Annotated in this window: 12 protein-coding genes; 5 read left to right on the top strand and 7 right to left on the bottom strand. The window is 61.3% G+C overall.

The genetic code is table 11. The features are described 5' to 3' along the window. Positions 1-200 precede the first annotated feature (200 nt). The 7 genes from DW645_RS07325 to DW645_RS07350 form a co-directional block, all read right to left on the bottom strand. Positions 201-4,979: a 2-hydroxyacyl-CoA dehydratase gene (locus DW645_RS07325; protein WP_118227090.1), complete on the bottom strand. Its 4,779-nt coding sequence runs from the start codon at positions 4,977-4,979 to the stop codon at positions 201-203. Positions 4,980-4,990: 11 nt separating this feature from the next. Further along, positions 4,991-5,701, bottom strand: coding sequence for a TetR/AcrR family transcriptional regulator (locus DW645_RS07330; RefSeq protein ID WP_040358972.1), 711 nt, complete (start codon positions 5,699-5,701; stop codon positions 4,991-4,993). A gap of 238 nt (positions 5,702-5,939) precedes the next feature. Next, on the bottom strand, positions 5,940-6,065 hold the full coding sequence (locus DW645_RS10175; protein ID WP_255413348.1) for a hypothetical protein: 126 nt from the start codon (positions 6,063-6,065) through the stop codon (positions 5,940-5,942). A gap of 474 nt (positions 6,066-6,539) precedes the next feature. Beyond that, entirely contained in the window at positions 6,540-7,397 is an 858-nt protein-coding gene (locus DW645_RS07335; RefSeq protein ID WP_118227092.1) for an HAD-IIB family hydrolase, read from the bottom strand. An 87-nt stretch (positions 7,398-7,484) separates the two neighbouring features. Then, a complete protein-coding gene (locus tag DW645_RS07340; RefSeq protein WP_233539702.1) occupies positions 7,485-7,598 on the bottom strand; it encodes a P-II family nitrogen regulator in 114 nt (37 codons plus the stop codon). Positions 7,599-7,657: 59 nt separating this feature from the next. Next, positions 7,658-8,677: a putative ABC transporter permease gene (locus tag DW645_RS07345; protein WP_233540741.1), complete on the bottom strand. Its 1,020-nt coding sequence runs from the start codon at positions 8,675-8,677 to the stop codon at positions 7,658-7,660. Between the two features lie 3 nt (positions 8,678-8,680). Continuing rightward, positions 8,681-9,238, bottom strand: a complete 558-nt coding sequence (locus tag DW645_RS07350) for an HD domain-containing protein (protein ID WP_118227094.1) — start codon at positions 9,236-9,238, stop codon at positions 8,681-8,683. A gap of 228 nt (positions 9,239-9,466) precedes the next feature. Between DW645_RS07350 and DW645_RS07355 the strand changes: the two genes are divergently transcribed. From DW645_RS07355 to DW645_RS07375, 5 genes are all read left to right on the top strand, one after another. Beyond that, complete coding sequence (locus tag DW645_RS07355) at positions 9,467-11,248, top strand: 1-deoxy-D-xylulose-5-phosphate synthase (protein WP_118227096.1); 1,782 nt, start codon at positions 9,467-9,469, stop codon at positions 11,246-11,248. Positions 11,249-11,703: 455 nt separating this feature from the next. After that, a complete protein-coding gene (locus DW645_RS07360; protein ID WP_117584137.1) occupies positions 11,704-12,696 on the top strand; it encodes a glutamate ABC transporter substrate-binding protein in 993 nt (330 codons plus the stop codon). Between the two features lie 138 nt (positions 12,697-12,834). After that, on the top strand, positions 12,835-13,494 hold the full coding sequence (locus DW645_RS07365; protein ID WP_022094657.1) for an amino acid ABC transporter permease: 660 nt from the start codon (positions 12,835-12,837) through the stop codon (positions 13,492-13,494). Continuing rightward, the gene (locus DW645_RS07370; protein WP_118227097.1) at positions 13,491-14,324 is read left to right on the top strand and encodes an amino acid ABC transporter permease; all 834 of its coding nucleotides are present in this window, start codon (positions 13,491-13,493) and stop codon (positions 14,322-14,324) included. The genes DW645_RS07365 and DW645_RS07370 overlap by 4 nt, the downstream gene beginning before the upstream one ends. A 36-nt stretch (positions 14,325-14,360) precedes the next feature. Next, positions 14,361-15,125 (top strand): amino acid ABC transporter ATP-binding protein, encoded by a 765-nt coding sequence (locus DW645_RS07375; protein WP_118227099.1) that lies wholly within the window; start codon positions 14,361-14,363, stop codon positions 15,123-15,125. Positions 15,126-15,136: the final 11 nt, after the last annotated feature.

The following is a 15,136-nucleotide window of genomic DNA, read 5'->3' on the forward strand; positions in this document are numbered from 1 at the left end:
TTTTCGCCAATAAAACCGCAGGTACAGAGCTTGGACATATCAGGTGTGCTCGGCCTATTCAGATTTTGCCGCATACTTCCGAAATCTAAGTTCGCAAAGGGTGATAGTTGGGGCATTTACGCAACATATGTCCAGCAAAAACGGGTGGTAGTCGATACGCTACCGCCCGTTTGTCTCATATCTAGCCCATAGCAGGCCAGTTACTTCTTAATGCCGCGTCCCAGACGCTTGGCGACCGATGTGACGGCCTCCTCGCTGGCCGGCCCGCAGCTCACGCAGTCGTCATGGGCACGCATCTGACCGGTGACCTCGTCCATCGCGAGCGGCGCCACCTTCTCGAGCTTAAAGCCCTTGCCGGCGCGCATGTTTTCCTTGGCCACGCTGATCATGAGCTTAATGCGGTTGAGCTGGTTGACCTCGGACGCACCGGGGTCGTAGTCCACCGCGACAATGTTGCTCTCGGGATGCTGGCGGCGCAGCTCCTTGATCACGGCCTTGCCCACCACGTGGTTGGGCAGGCACGCAAAGGGCTGCGTGCAGATGATGTTGGGCGCACCATGGTCGATCAGGTCGAGCATCTCGGCCGTGAGCAACCAGCCCTCGCCCATGTTGTTGCACACCGAAAGTACCGTACGGGCCTTTTCGGCCATGGTGCCGATGCGCTCGGGCGCCTCGAAGCGGCGGGACTTCTCGAGCATCTCCTCCACCGGCGTGCGCATCCAGTCCACAAGCTTGATGAGCGCTTGCATGCCCGCGCGCGTAGTAGCAGAGCTTCCCAGCTCGTCTTTCTGCAGCTCGGCGTTGCTCATGGAGTAGAGGAAGAAGTCGAGCAGGCCCGGCACCACGGCCTCGCAGCCCTCGCGCTCAATGATATCGACCACGTGGTTGTTAGCCGTGGGATGGAACTTGACCAAGATCTCACCGACCACGCCCACGCGCGGCTTGGTGCCCTCGCCCACGAGCGGCATGGTGTCGAACGCGCGGATAGCCTCGCGGCACAGCTTGGTGTAGTTGTGGCGGTTAAACTTGGGCGCCAGCTTGCGGGCACGCGCCATGTACTCTTCATAGAGCGTGTTGGCGGCACCAGGCGTGGCCTCGTACGGGCGGCAGCGGTAGAGCATCTGCATCATCACGTCGCCAAAGAGCACCGCGTAGACTGCCTGCTTAAGCAGCGCCGGCGTAATCTTAAAGCCGGGGTTGTCTTCGCCGAGTGCCACGGCCGAAAGCGAGATCACCGGGATCTCGGGGTGGCCGCTCTCGCGCAGGGCCTTGCGGATGAGTGCGATGTAGTTGGTGGCACGGCAGCCGCCGCCGGTCTGGCTGATGACCACGGCGGTCTTGGACAGGTCGTACCGACCGCTCTCGATGGCCTCCATAATCTGGCCCGTCACCAGAATCGACGGGTAGCAAATGTCATTGTTCACATAGCGCAGGCCAGCCTCGACGGCATCGTGGTCGGTCGAGGGCAGCAGCTCCAAGTTGTAGCCGGCACCGCGGAACACCTCTTTGACCAGGTCAAAGTGGATCGGCGCCATCTGCGGGCACAGGATGGTGTAGCCCTCGTCGCGCATCTGCTCGGTAAAGGGCACCTTGGGCCATGCGGTCGAGGCGCTCTCACGCTGTGCCTCGAACGTGTACTTGCGGCTCGCAAACGCGGGGGCATCCGTGGAGGGCGCCACCGGCGCAGCGTCGCCCTGCTCAAAGACCTTGCCCGCAGCCGTGGCCTCGGCCAAGCGCTCGGCCTCCTGGTCCTTGAGTGCCGCCATGAGCGAGCGGATGCGAATGCGCGCGGCGCCCAGGTTGGACACCTCGTCGATCTTGAGCACGGTGTAGATCTTGCCACTGGCCTCCAGGATCTCCTGCACCTGATCGGTGGTCAAGGCATCGAGGCCGCAGCCGAAGGAATTGAGCTGGATCAGGTCCAGGTCGTTGCGCATCGTCACAAAACGGGCGACGGCGTACAGGCGGCTGTGGTACATCCACTGGTCGACGACGCGAATCGGACGCTCGGGCTTTACCAGATGCGCGAGCGAATCCTCGGTAAAGACCGCAAAGCCAAAGCTCGAGATAAGCTCGGGCAGGGCGTGGTTGATCTCGGGGTCGTTATGGTAGGGACGACCGGCGAGCACGATGCCGTGACCGCCGTGGTCCTCGACCCACTTAAGAGCCTCCTCGCCCATGGTCTGGATGTCCTCGTGGAAACGCGCATCGGCCTCAAAGGCAGCGTTGACGGCGGCATCGACCTCGGAACGCGTGATCTTGGGCCCGCGCACGCGGCCGCGCCCGGCTTGCGCATCGGCCACACGGTCGACGGCGAGCACCTGGTACAGACGGCGCTTGAGCTCGGTCTTATCGTGATAGGGCACGAACGGATACAGGAACTCGATGTTCTGCTCGCGGATCTCGTCGATGTTGAGCGCCAACGCGGTGGGGTAACTCATGACGATGGGGCAGTTGTAGCAGTTACCGGCCGTCGGGTCCTCTTTGCGCTCCCAGCGCACGCACGGCATCCAGATAAAGTCAACGTCGCGGTCGATAAGGTTCATCACGTGGCCGTGGCTCATCTTGGCCGGATAGCACACGCTCTCGGACGGCATGGACTCGATACCCGCCTGGTAGGTCTTCTTGCTCGACTGGTCGGACAACTGCACACTAAAGCCCAGGCGCGTAAAGAACGCGTGCCAGAAGGGGTAGTTCTCGTACATGTTGAGCGCACGCGGGATACCCACGGTGCCGCGCGGGGCCTCGTCGGGGCTCAGCACCTCGCGGTTAAAGAGCAGCTCGTTTTTCTTTTTGAAGAGGTTGGGGGCCTCGGTCTTCTGCTTTTTGTGGCCGGCACCCTTCTCGCAGCGGTTACCGGTAATGAAGCGCCTGCCGCCGCCAAAGTCGTTGACGGTGAGCTGGCAGTTGTTGGAGCAACGGCCGCAGCGGACATGCTTTTGCGTCACGGTGAGGTGCGCGATATCCTCAGCCGAAAGGATGGTCGAGGTGCCGTCGGCGCCGGCGCGATCGCGGGCGAGCAGGGCCGCACCGTAGGCGCCCATGCAGCCGGCGATGTCGGGGCGCACGGCATGCACGCCGGTGAGCTGCTCAAACGCGCGCAGCGTGGCATCGGACATAAAGGTGCCACCCTGGACGATCACCTGACTGCCGATCTCCTTGGGGTCGCGCAGCTTAATGACCTTGAACAGGGCATTCTTGATGACAGAATAGGACAGGCCGGCAGCGATGTCGCCCACCGTGGCGCCTTCCTTTTGCGCCTGCTTAACGCGCGAGTTCATAAAGACCGTGCAGCGGCTGCCCAGGTCGACGGGGGCCTTGGCATGGATGGCGGCGTCGGCGAACGCGCGCACGTCCATGTTCATAGAGACGGCGAAGCTCTCGATAAAGCTGCCGCAGCCCGACGAGCAGGCCTCATTGAGCATGATGTGCTCGATGACGCCGTCCTTGACGCGCAGGCACTTCATGTCCTGGCCGCCAATGTCCAGAATGAACTCGACGCCGGGCAGGAACGCCTTGGCGCCGCGCAGGTGCGCGACGGTCTCGATCTCGCCGGAATCGGCCTTGAGAGCCTCGATGAGCAGCGCCTCGCCGTAGCCCGTGGTGGTCACGTGGCCGATGGTGCAGCCCGCGGGGATGTGATTGTAGAAATCGGCCATGATGACCTTGGCCGTGCCCAAAATGTCGCCGTTGTTGTTGCCGTACCAGGTGTGCAGCAGCTGACCGTCCTCGCCCACGAGTGCGGCCTTCATGGTGGTGGAACCGGCGTCGATGCCGATGAACACGCGGCCGGTGTAGCCGTCGAGCTTGCCCTTGGGGACGACCTCGGTGTCGTGGCGGGTCTTGAACTCGGCAAAGTCCTCGTTGGTGGCAAAGAGCGGATCCAGACGCTCGACCTCGGCACCCTGCGTGTCGCCCAGGGCATCGATGGCCTCGATGAGCTGCGGGAACGTGCTGAGCTTATTGGACTCGTGCGCCATGGCGGCGCCGCTCGCCACAAACAGGTGAGCGTTTTGGGGCACGATACGGTGCTCCTCGTCTAGGTTGAGCGTGAGGTAGAAGCGGTGACGCAGCTCGGAGAGATACTGCAGCGGGCCGCCCAGGAAGGCGACGTTGCCGCGGATGGGACGGCCGCACGCCAGGCCCGAGATGGTCTGGGTCACGACGGCCTGGAAGATGGAGGCGGCCACATCCTCGGGGCGGGCGCCCTCGTTGAGCAGCGGCTGCACGTCAGTCTTGGCAAAGACGCCGCAGCGGCTGGCGATGGGATAGATGGTGGTGGCGTTGGCCGCGAGCTCGTTGAGGCCGCTGGCATCGGTGTGCAGCAGGGTTGCCATCTGGTCGATGAAGGCGCCCGTACCGCCGGCGCAGGTGCCGTTCATGCGCTGCTCGATGCCGTTATCGAAGTAGATGATCTTGGCGTCCTCGCCACCCAGCTCGATGGCGACATCGGTGGCGGGGATAAGGGTCTCGACGGCGCGCTTGCTGGCGATGACCTCCTGGACAAACTCCAGATCGAGCCACTGGGACAGCAGCAGGCCACCCGAGCCGGTGATGGCGCAGGTCATCTGCGCCGTCGGTAGCACGGTCGCGGCCCCCTCGAACAGGTCGCGGGCGCAGGCGCGGACGTCGGTGTGATGGCGCTGGTACTTGGCATAGACGATCTGGTTGTCGTCGTTGAGCACGGCGAGCTTGACGGTGGTGGAGCCCACGTCTATGCCCAGATGCAGGTTGCCGCGGGCGACCTCGGGGTTGAAGATCGCGCCTTCGGGGGCGTGGGCGGCGGCTACGGGCTCGGCGGCGGCGGGCTCGCTAGCAACGGACGTCTCCCCTGCCGTGTTCTTGGCATCGGCAACTGCCTCGGCGACCTTCTCGGCAGCGGCAGTCGCGGCCTTCTGCGCGGCATCCACCACGGCGGGCGCGGCCTCGCGTGCGGCAGCGACCATACGGTCCTTAATGCCCTCGACGAGTTTGCTCATTGTCTCTCCTCTTAGTTGTTGGACTCGACGGTTGCGGCGGTGTCGGCCGCGTCCTCAAGCTGCAAGTTCAATAGCTTCATGCCGTATTCCGGCACGTTGATATCGATGGGTTGGCCATACAGGTCACCAGGGCGCACAAAAGCGAGCACCGTCATAATGCGCGCCATGGCCTCGGGCGATTCGGTGAGTCCACGCTCGAACCAGCGCTGAATCATGCCGACCTCGGCACTCACGACGTAGGTAACGTAGTAGTCAAAGAACGTGCCCAGCGCCAGGCCCAAAATGCCCGTCTGCGCACGCGGCACCACAGCCTCACGCGCGGTGTCGATAATCCTTTTAATGAAGGCCTGGTCGCCGCCCGGACCCAGCAGCGCACCGATTAAGTCGCGGTTGGCCGCAAGATAACGCAGCAGCTCAACCGAACCGGGCGCCGGCTCGAGCTCATCGATGTTGTGATAGAGATCGGGCAGCTGAGCTGCAGTGATGAGCTCAATGCGCTCACGAATCTCGGCCAGCAAGCCGTCCTCGATTTGATTGATAAAGTCGGGAATATCGCGGTAGTGCGAATAGAACGTGCGGCGCGTAAGACCGGCGCGCTCGGTGAGCGACGCAACGTTAATGCGCGAAAGGTCGCCGCTTTCGGCAAGCTCGCTGGCAAGTGCCTGGCGAAGGGCACGCTGCGAGCGAAGGGATCGGCGATCGCATTTCTCGAGCTGGGACAAGCGTCCTCCCTGTTACTCAACCTGTGCACTATTGCACAGTGCGAGTATTATTGCACACCGTGTGCATCAACACGTAAAGGCAATATTTAGAATGTGACGAGGGGGCAGTCCCTTTGTCACATCCCACGGCGGCATTACCGATTGTCCAAAATGTCGTTCGTGGGTAGAATAGTGTCGACGGCAGCCCAAGTTGTAGCTAGCTGGGCAGCGCCGTTGTTTGCATTAGGGGGTCAACGCCTTAGCGGCGGCGACCCCTTCTGTTACGCTTCGAACGCTGCTTGAGTGCCTCGAAAAGGCCGACAAGCGCCGTGAAGAACGAGACCATGGCGGTCAGAAGTCTCACGAAATCAATCAAATCGGTCATGGGCATCACCTCCCATCAGATGGAGGGCGCTGCCCGGCACATGGGACTGCCGTCAACGATACCGATTCTATCAAAGCGCAGTTAGATATGCGTATGTTTGTTCGCATTTCAGAAGATCAGAGCTCGGGTATTGCGAAGGAACAGTTCCTTTGCCATACCCGAGCTTGTCGCCGAACTGCCACCTACATTTTTCGAGTTATTCGGCCACGCTACTGGTTCTGTAGTATAAATGCACCGTCGGGATTATCTGAGGGTTTTTGTCCTTATTTGAGCGTATACATGCCCATTTGCGCACTTACGTCACCGAATCAAACACCATTAGAGGCATGAATGTTCCCGAGAGGGCATCTTTAGCCATTTAACGACCTCCGACAGGCCGAATAACTCGAAATTTGTTGGTGGCGAAAGCGTAATAGTCCTATACGCCAAAAGCCGGTATCCCCCATGTGACAAAGGGACAGTCCCTTTGTCACATTATTCGATGACAGTGTGAGAGTTCTGCTTGCGCATGGTGGCGAGCATGTGTTTGGGAACGGCGTGGACCATGCAGCTGCCGATGGTCGCGCTCGCGGCGGCTTTAGCTGCATCGCTAGCGTTTTTGGTCGCGTAGCTGTGGCGGAAACGCTTGAGCATGGCGATGTCGTTTCCGCCGTCGCCATAAACCGCAACCTCGTCCTCGGCAATGCCGTAGTAGCCCGCCAGCCAGGCCACACTCTCGCCCTTGTTGCATGCCACGTCCGTGATCTCGAACATCACCGGATCGAACGGCGCGTTGACCACGCGGTCCGAACGCTCGGCAAGATACGCCTTAAGGTCGCGCTCCAACTCGGGCGAGATCACGCGACAATTGATCTTGCATACATCGTGACGCAAGATATCGCCGATCGACTGATCGAAATACTGTTCCTCGTGGTACCCGCCACGCGCACGCATACCGCGCATCACGATGCGCTTGATAGGACTGTCCCTTTTAAAGCCCGCCTGGTGCATCTCGAACGAGCCGCTCGAGAACATGCCATCGGGCGTGGAGCAATCAAAGCAAATGTCCGGAAACTCCTTGAGCAGCTCCTCGGTAATCTGCGGATCGATAGTCCAGGTCTTGAGCACCTCTCCATGGCTGTCGCGCACGATGGAGCCGTTAGAGCAGCAGGCGTCAAGCGCCAGGCCCGTAAAACCATGCTCGCCAATCGGCAGCGTCGAGCGCCCGGTCGCGGGAACCACATGCAGACCAGCCTCGGTCAGCTCACGAATGGCACGGCGGATGGTCCCGTCTGCCTCGTGCAGGGCGTTCAGCAGCGTTCCGTCTAAGTCACTCGCGAACATCTTGATCATGAGCGTGCCTCTCCTTCGTCTGCACGATATTGTAGACGAGAACGGGCGTGCCCCAAGAGAGGCACGCCCGTCAGGCGAAAGATTGTCCTACACCGCGGCGGGGCCGTGCTCGCCGGTGCGGATGCGGATGACTTCTTCGACCGGCTCGACCCAGATCGTGCCATCTCCAACGGTGCCGTAATCTTGGAAACGGAGCGGCAACGGACGCGAAACCAACGGGAAATACGCAAGCAAGGGAGCCGTGAGCGCGCCCGTCCCAGCTAGCGCCGGAACAGCTCGCGGGCTCGGTCGCGGAGGTCGGTAGCTCGGATGACGCCCTCGTAGCGATTGATGCGCAGACGCGGGAAGGCGTTAAAGAAGCGCAGGTCACGACGGCTGAGCGACACACTCGGCACCGGACGGCTCATGCGCTTGCCGGCAAGGCGACGACTGAGCGACGGACGCGGCATGCTCGGCGCGACATCGGCAACGCGGCGGGCAGCGAGCGCCAGGCCGCGAGCACCATCCGAGATAAACGTCGGCATCGAAGCCTTCTCGCGCAGGGCATCGAGCGCGGCGTCACCCAGCTCGGCCAGCCACGCGTTAACGGCACGGCTACGGATGTGCGTCTGTGCCACCGAGTCAATCGTAGAATCGGGAATACGTTCGAGCATTGAGTCCGAGGCATCGGCAAGCGACTCATTGATGCGGTCGGCAAGGTCGGCCCGGACGCGCTCCAGCTGATCAGACAGACGCCGCCAGCTCGCCAACGAGCACACCGCGTCGACCATCATCGCGACCGCGACGATAAAGGCGGACAGCCGCACAATCAGCACCGGCAGATGGCCAAGCAGCCCCAGCAATGCCGGCTCCACTAAACGGCAAATGCACAGTGCACCCAGGCCAAACGCGCAGGCCCAGTACAGGCAGATGCGTCCGTGCAGGTTAAACGGCAGATGCGAGTAATCCCAAAACCGGGCACCCGTCGTTTTTTCCAACAGCACGCCCACGCTATATTCGATCACGCTGCATACGAGCGCGGCAGCGACAAACTGGCTCGAGGCGTCTGGGATTCCATGCAGCAGCAACCAGCACGCAATGCCGCCCGCACCGTAGATGGGACAACACGGCCCTAGCAAAAAGCCGCTGTTGGCAAAGCATCCGTGGTTGAGCATGGCGCAGACTGTCGACTCCCATACCCAGCCGCAAAAACCGTAGAAGGCAAACGAGAGTACCAGCGCCGAGAGCGGACAGGCGGCAAGCGTCGCGCCGTCAAATGCCATGCCGATCGCGGTTCCCACCGTCTACCCACTCCTCTTTTCGTTCGATTCTTTGCTCGAGCCGTCGCTCGGGCCCTCGTTCAAATCGTTCGCGCCGCCTTTGCGCGGCAGACGGCCGGCAATCGTCTCGCGCAGCGCGCACCATTTATCCGCCAGGCACACAATCCATGCCTCGCGACACGTCGGCGGCACCGGCACCAGCGGAAACATATGCCGTACGATAATATTCCGCTCGCGCGGCGTCAGCTCAAAATCTTCCTCCGCACGCGCCAAGGCAAAAAACGGGTGGCGAAAGCCATGCAGCCGATGGCTTGGGTCGGGATCGTGCCAGTCATAGAGAAAGTAATCGTGCAGCAGGGCCCCGCGCAGCAGCGATAAGCGGTCGACGGAGATACCGACGCGGCCCAGGCGCTCGGCAAAGGACAGACTTGCCCGCGCCACCGAGGTCACATGCGTATACACCGTCACATCGCCATGCTGGATAAACTCGCGCGTCAGGTCCAGACGGCCCGCCTGTGCCAGTTGACGGGCAGCATGGTCTACTTCGCACGCGATTTTCTCGGCACGAACGGTATCGGACATGCGGCCTCCTTCCGGCGGCGCTCGGCGGCAAGCCACAGCCTGCACGCAATGAATAAAATCATCATGGAACTTATCAGTATGGCATCGGACAAAACGTTTTGCCCCACCAGTTGGCGAATTACCGCGCCGCCGTCACATATCAAACGCCAAAATGTGCGAGACTGTCTTGTGCAATTGTGCCGGCCGAGGGAGTGCCGGCGCACGATTCGCATGGAGTAACCCACAACGATGCTGCTTACGCAAACGACAACGCCCGAGGACGTCAAGGCTCTCGATCGCGCCGAGCTTCCGCTGCTCTGCGGCGAGATCCGCCACGCCATCCTCGAAAGCTCCGCCGCCGTCGGCGGGCACGTTGCCCCCAACCTGGGCGTCGTTGAGCTTACGGTTGCGCTTCATCGCGTGTTTAACTCCCCCACCGACAAAATTGTCTTTGACGTGTCGCACCAGACCTATGCCCACAAGGCGCTGACTGGGCGCGCGTACACTTATATCGACCCGGCACGCTACGGCGAGGCCTCTGGCTTTGCCAATCCCGACGAGTCCGAACACGACCTGTTCGCCATGGGCCACACCTCCACATCGGTGAGCCTGGGCTGCGGCTTGGTGCACGCTCGTGACCTGGCGGGCGATGCGTACAACGTCATCACCATCATTGGCGACGGTTCGCTTTCGGGCGGTCTGGCGTTTGAGGGCTTTAACAATGCCGCCGAGCTCGACAGCAACCTGATCATCATCGTCAACGATAACGACCAGTCCATTGCCGAGAACCATGGCGGCCTGTATCGCAATCTGGCCGAGCTGCGCGCCAGCAACGGCACCTGTGAGCGCAACGTTTTCCGCGCGATGGGGCTCGACTACCGCTATCTGGACGCCGGTAACGATGTGTTGGCCCTAGTCGACGTGCTGCAGGAACTGCGCGATATCGATCATCCCATCGTGCTGCACGTCTCCACCGCGAAGGGCAAGGGCTTTGAGCCGGCCCAGAGCGACCCCGAGCGCTGGCATCATGTAGGTCCGTTTGACATGGCGACTGGGCGCAAGCTCTGCCCGGGCCATCCGAGCGAGCCTGCGCCGCGCACCTATGCCGACATTACGGGCGAGGCCCTGAGCGCTGCCATAGAGCGCGATCCGCAGGTTGTGGGCATCACGGCCGCAACGCCCTACATCATGGGCTTTACGCCCGAGCTTCGCGCCGCGGCAGGCAAGCAGTTTGTTGACGTGGGCATTGCCGAGGAGCACGCCGTGACCTTTGCCACCGCGCTTGCGCGCTCGGGCGCCAAGCCAGTCTTTGGTGTGTACGGCACGTTTTTGCAGCGCGCCTACGACGAGCTGTGGCACGACCTGTGCCTCAACGACGCCCCCGCAACCATCCTGGTATTTGGCGCGTCGATCTTTGGCACCACATCCGAGACGCATCTCTCGTTCTTTGATATTTCCATGCTGGGCGGTCTTCCCAACATGCACTACTTGGCGCCGGCCTGCATGGAGGAATATCTGTCCATGCTGAGCTGGTCGCTCGATCACCGCGAGCATCCTGTGGCGATTCGCGTGCCCGGCATTGGCCTGGTAAGCCGCCCCGACTTGGCGCCTGCCGAGGACGCCGATTACGGTGTCGCGCGCTACAACGTGGTGCGCCAGGGCCGCGACGTGGCCGTGCTCGCGCTCGGCGATTTCTTTGAGCTGGGCGAGCACGTGGCAAATCGCTTGGCTGCCGAGTACGGCATCGAGGCCACGCTCGTCAACCCTCGCTTTGCAACCAAGCTTGACCGCGAGTTCCTCGACAGCCTTGCCGCCGAGCATCGCGTTGTCGTCACCCTCGAGGACGGCATCTTGGACGGTGGCTGGGGCGAGCGTGTCGCGTGCTACTTGGCCTGCACGCCCGTGCGCACGCGCACTTTTGGCATCGCCAAGGGCTTCCCCGACCGCTACGACCCCAACGAGTTGCTCGCTCAGAACGGCATGACGGTCGAGAACATGGCCGCCGAGGCCGTAAGGCTACTCAACGAGTAAAAAACCTCCGCAAGGGAAGCACCCCTGCGGAAGTTTTTATTTTTGAGCTCAACTATCTCAATCTGTAACATCTAGGGCCCGAATCCCCGTCTAACTGTTACAGATCTAGATAAGACGTCTTAGTTCCAAACCTTTGTCTCGATCTGTAACAGATAGAGACCTTTTGGCCGTCTACCTATTACAGATCGAGACATTCGAATTCCCCTGAAGAGAAAATCTCAATCTGTAACAGTTACTCGGCAAAAATGGCTGCAGATGTTACAGATTGAGACAAAGCAGCGAGACAGGCCACCACATCTGCAAGAACCACCACAAAGGTGCCTGTCCCTTTTTGGTAGGAAGAATTACCCATAAGGTAAGTATGTTTCTGAGTTATTTCGTGTTGACCCATTTGAGCGCGATAGGGTATAACTCTACTCAACCGCTAGGGATTTTATTGAGAAAGGTGTTCTACCATGAGCAAGAACCTCTCCCAGCAGGTCGTTCTCGACCGCCGCGGCTTCGTTGCCGCCACCTTCGCAACCGTCGCCGGCCTTGGTCTTGCCGGCTGCTCCGACACCAGTGCCGAGGCCGACAAGGGTTCCGCCGGTTCCTCCAAGAGCTCCGAGGATACCGAGGTTTCCGCCACGCTCGACGCCAAGGCATTCGACAAGCTCGTCAACGACGGCCCCAAGGCCGATGATGACGCCATCGCCGCCAGCACCTGGGCTACGGCCGTCAAGGCTGCCGGCGTCTTTACGATCGGTGGCGTCCAGACCTCCACGCTCTTCTCCCTCCTCAACGAGAAGGACGGTCAGACCCGCGGCTTCGACGCCGGTATCGCACAGCTCCTGTCCAACTACATTCTGGGCGAGAACAAGGTCGAGATCACCCAGGTGACCTCGGACACGCGCGAGTCCGTCCTGCAGAACGGCCAGGTCGACGCTGTCTTTGCCACCTACACCATCACTGACGAGCGCAAGAAGCTCGTCTCCTTCGCCGGTCCCTACTACTACACCCAGCAGGCCATCCTGGTGCTCGCCGACAACGACGACATCAAGAGCGTCGACGACCTGGCCGACAAGAACGTCGCCGTCCAGTCCGGCTCCAACGGCCCCGCCATCCTGGAGGAGTTCGCCCCCAAGGCCAGCCAACAGGAGTTCAAGACCGACGAGGAGGCCCGCCAGGCACTTCAGCAGGGCCGCGTTGACGCCTACGTCATCGACAACAACATGCAGCAGAGCGCCCTGGTCCGCGAGCCCGGCAAGTACAAGATTGCCGGCAAGCCCTTCGGCAGCAAGGAGCCCTACGGCATCGGCCTGCCGCTCGATTCCGACGGTGTCGCCTTTGTCAACGACTTCCTTAAGAAGATCGAGGATGACGGCACCTGGACCGAGCTGTGGCAGATCTGCATTGGCGACCGTACGGGCGACACCAATGTTCCCGAGCTGCCCGAGATCGGCGCCTAGGCAGCGAGCCTAGTAACGGCCGCTACGAAACCATACGGAAACGCACGATGTGCTTTATTGCGCTAAACTGTTTCCTCACTGAGTTGTCGGGGCTTCCGTACACACGGGAGCCCCTTTCCTTACCGGCGGGAGGTCCGCATGAGTCTCTCCGAGCTCTGGTCGCTCTATGGCCAGAACTATATCGACGCGCTGCTAGCAACCTGGGGCATGACGCTTGAGTCGTTTGCCATCGCCATGGTGCTGGCCGTCGCCGTCACCGTGATGCGCGTGTCGCCGCTCAAGCCGCTGCGCGTCTTTGGCGACCTGTATGTCCAGGTCTTCCGTAACATCCCCGGCATCGCGCTGCTCATTATCGTCGTCTACGCGCTGCCGCCGCTCAAGGTCGTCCTGCCCTACCGCACCTGCGTCATCGTCGCCACAGTGCTCTTGGGTTCTGCCTTTGGCTCCGAGAACTTTATGAGCGGCATCAACACCGTCGGTGTCGGCCAGGTGGAAGCCGCCCGCTCGCTGGGCATGAGCTTCAGCCGTATCCTCGCCAAGATCGTGATTCCGCAGGCGCTGCGCTCGAGCGTGCTGCCCATGACCAACCTCTTTATCGCCGTCATGCTCACCACCGCGCTCGGCAGTCAGGTGCCGCTTAAACCGCAGGAGCTCACCGGCGTGGTGAGCTACATCAACACGCGCTCGCTCGGCGGCGTCGCCGCGTTCTTCATCTCGGCGCTCGGCTACCTGGGCACGGCCTTTGTGGTGAGCCACATTGGCAACTATATCGATAAGAAGGTGAGGATCCTCCGATGAGCAAGCACTCCACCTCTGCGCTCACCATGCGCGATGCGCTCTACGAGGCTCCCGGCCCCAAGATGCGCGCCAAGATTCGCGTCGGCACCGCCATCTCACTTGTTGCCGTGGCCGCGCTCATCGCTCTGGTACTGCAGCGCTTTTACGTGACCGGCCAGCTTTCGGTCCATTACTGGTACTTCTTTACGCACCTCACCACCTGGAAGTTCCTGCTTGCCGGTTTTGAGGGCACCGTTAAAGTCGCACTCACCGCCGGCGTCATTGCGCTGGTACTGGGCTTAGCCCTTATGCTCGGCCGCACCAGCGACATTAAGCCGCTGCAGCTGGTCTGCCGCGTGCTCACCGATTTCTTCCGTGGCGTGCCGAGCCTTCTGTTCATCTACTTCTTCTTTTTGGTGCTGCCCCAGTACAAGATCGCACTGCCGTCGTTTTGGATGCTCACGCTTCCCGTCGCGCTCGCTGCGGCCGGCGTACTGGCCGAGATCTTCCGTGCCGGCGTCAATGCCGTGCCGCGCGGCCAGGTCGAGGCCGCCCAGGCGCTCGGTCTCTCCAAGGCTAAAATCACCTTTAAAATCGTGCTGCCGCAGGCCATTCGGTTTATCATTCCGTCGTTGATTTCGCAGCTTGTGGTCGTCGTCAAAGACACCACCGTCGCCTACGTGGTGAGCTACCCCGACCTTATGCAAAACGCCCGCGTGCTCATTACCAACTACGACGCCCTCGTGTCGGTCTACCTAGTGATCGCGGTCATTTATATCCTCATCAACGTCGCAATCAACAAGGCCGCTGTCTACGTTTCGCGCAAGACCGGCGCGACCATCATTCGCTAACGATTTACCATTTCGAGTCATAAGGAGCCGAGCACCATGGCACAGAGCACTTCTTCTACCGGTAATCAGCCGCTGATCGAGCTCAAGCACGTCGATAAGCACTATGGCGATCTGCACGTCCTCAACGACATCAATCTCTCGGTCGACCGCGGCGAAGTCGTCGTCGTGATCGGCCCCTCGGGCTCGGGCAAGTCGACCATGTGCCGAACCATCAACCGCCTGGAAACCATCGACTCGGGCGAGATCCTCATCGAGGGCGAGCCTCTGCCGCAGGAAGGCAAGGATCTTGCCCGCATGCGCGCCGAGCTGGGCATGGTGTTTCAGCAGTTCAACCTGTTCGCGCATATGACGGTGCTGCAGAACGTCATGCTGGGGCCGGTCGACGTGCTGGGCGTGTCCAAGGAGGAAGCTCGTGAGCGCGCCATGGACCTGCTGAGCCGCGTGGGCGTTGCCGAACAGGCCGACAAGGTGCCCGCTCAGCTCTCGGGCGGCCAGCAGCAGCGCGTGGCCATTGCCCGCTCGCTCGCCATGCAGCCCAAGGCCATGCTCTTCGACGAGCCCACGAGTGCCCTTGACCCCGAGATGATCAACGAGGTGCTCGAGGTCATGGTCCGCCTGGCCCAGCAGGGCATGACGATGATCGTCATTACGCACGAGATGAACTTCGCCAGCCGCGTTGCCGACCGCGTCGTGTTTATGGCCGACGGCCAGATCGTGGAAACCGGCACGCCCGACGAGTTCTTCGACCACCCCAAGACCCAGCGCGCCCAGGACTTCCTCAACTCCATCAAGGGCCACTAACCAGACCGCCC

This window comes from Collinsella sp. AM23-17 (assembly GCF_003470945.1).
GTDB lineage: Bacteria > Actinomycetota > Coriobacteriia > Coriobacteriales > Coriobacteriaceae > Collinsella > Collinsella aerofaciens_O.

Bases quoted from the DNA above. Each gene is read 5' to 3' on its own strand.
- DW645_RS07365 (WP_022094657.1), top strand. From the start codon at position 12,835: ATGAGTCTCTCCGAGCTCTGGTCGCTCTATGGCCAGAACTATATCGAC.
- DW645_RS07350 (WP_118227094.1), bottom strand. From the start codon at position 9,238: ATGTCCGATACCGTTCGTGCCGAGAAAATCGCGTGCGAAGTAGACCAT.
- DW645_RS07360 (WP_117584137.1), top strand. From the start codon at position 11,704: ATGAGCAAGAACCTCTCCCAGCAGGTCGTTCTCGACCGCCGCGGCTTC.
- DW645_RS10175 (WP_255413348.1), bottom strand. From the start codon at position 6,065: ATGACCGATTTGATTGATTTCGTGAGACTTCTGACCGCCATGGTCTCG.
- DW645_RS07370 (WP_118227097.1), top strand. From the start codon at position 13,491: ATGAGCAAGCACTCCACCTCTGCGCTCACCATGCGCGATGCGCTCTAC.
- DW645_RS07375 (WP_118227099.1), top strand. From the start codon at position 14,361: ATGGCACAGAGCACTTCTTCTACCGGTAATCAGCCGCTGATCGAGCTC.
- DW645_RS07335 (WP_118227092.1), bottom strand. From the start codon at position 7,397: ATGATCAAGATGTTCGCGAGTGACTTAGACGGAACGCTGCTGAACGCC.
- DW645_RS07355 (WP_118227096.1), top strand. From the start codon at position 9,467: ATGCTGCTTACGCAAACGACAACGCCCGAGGACGTCAAGGCTCTCGAT.
- DW645_RS07325 (WP_118227090.1), bottom strand. From the start codon at position 4,979: ATGAGCAAACTCGTCGAGGGCATTAAGGACCGTATGGTCGCTGCCGCA.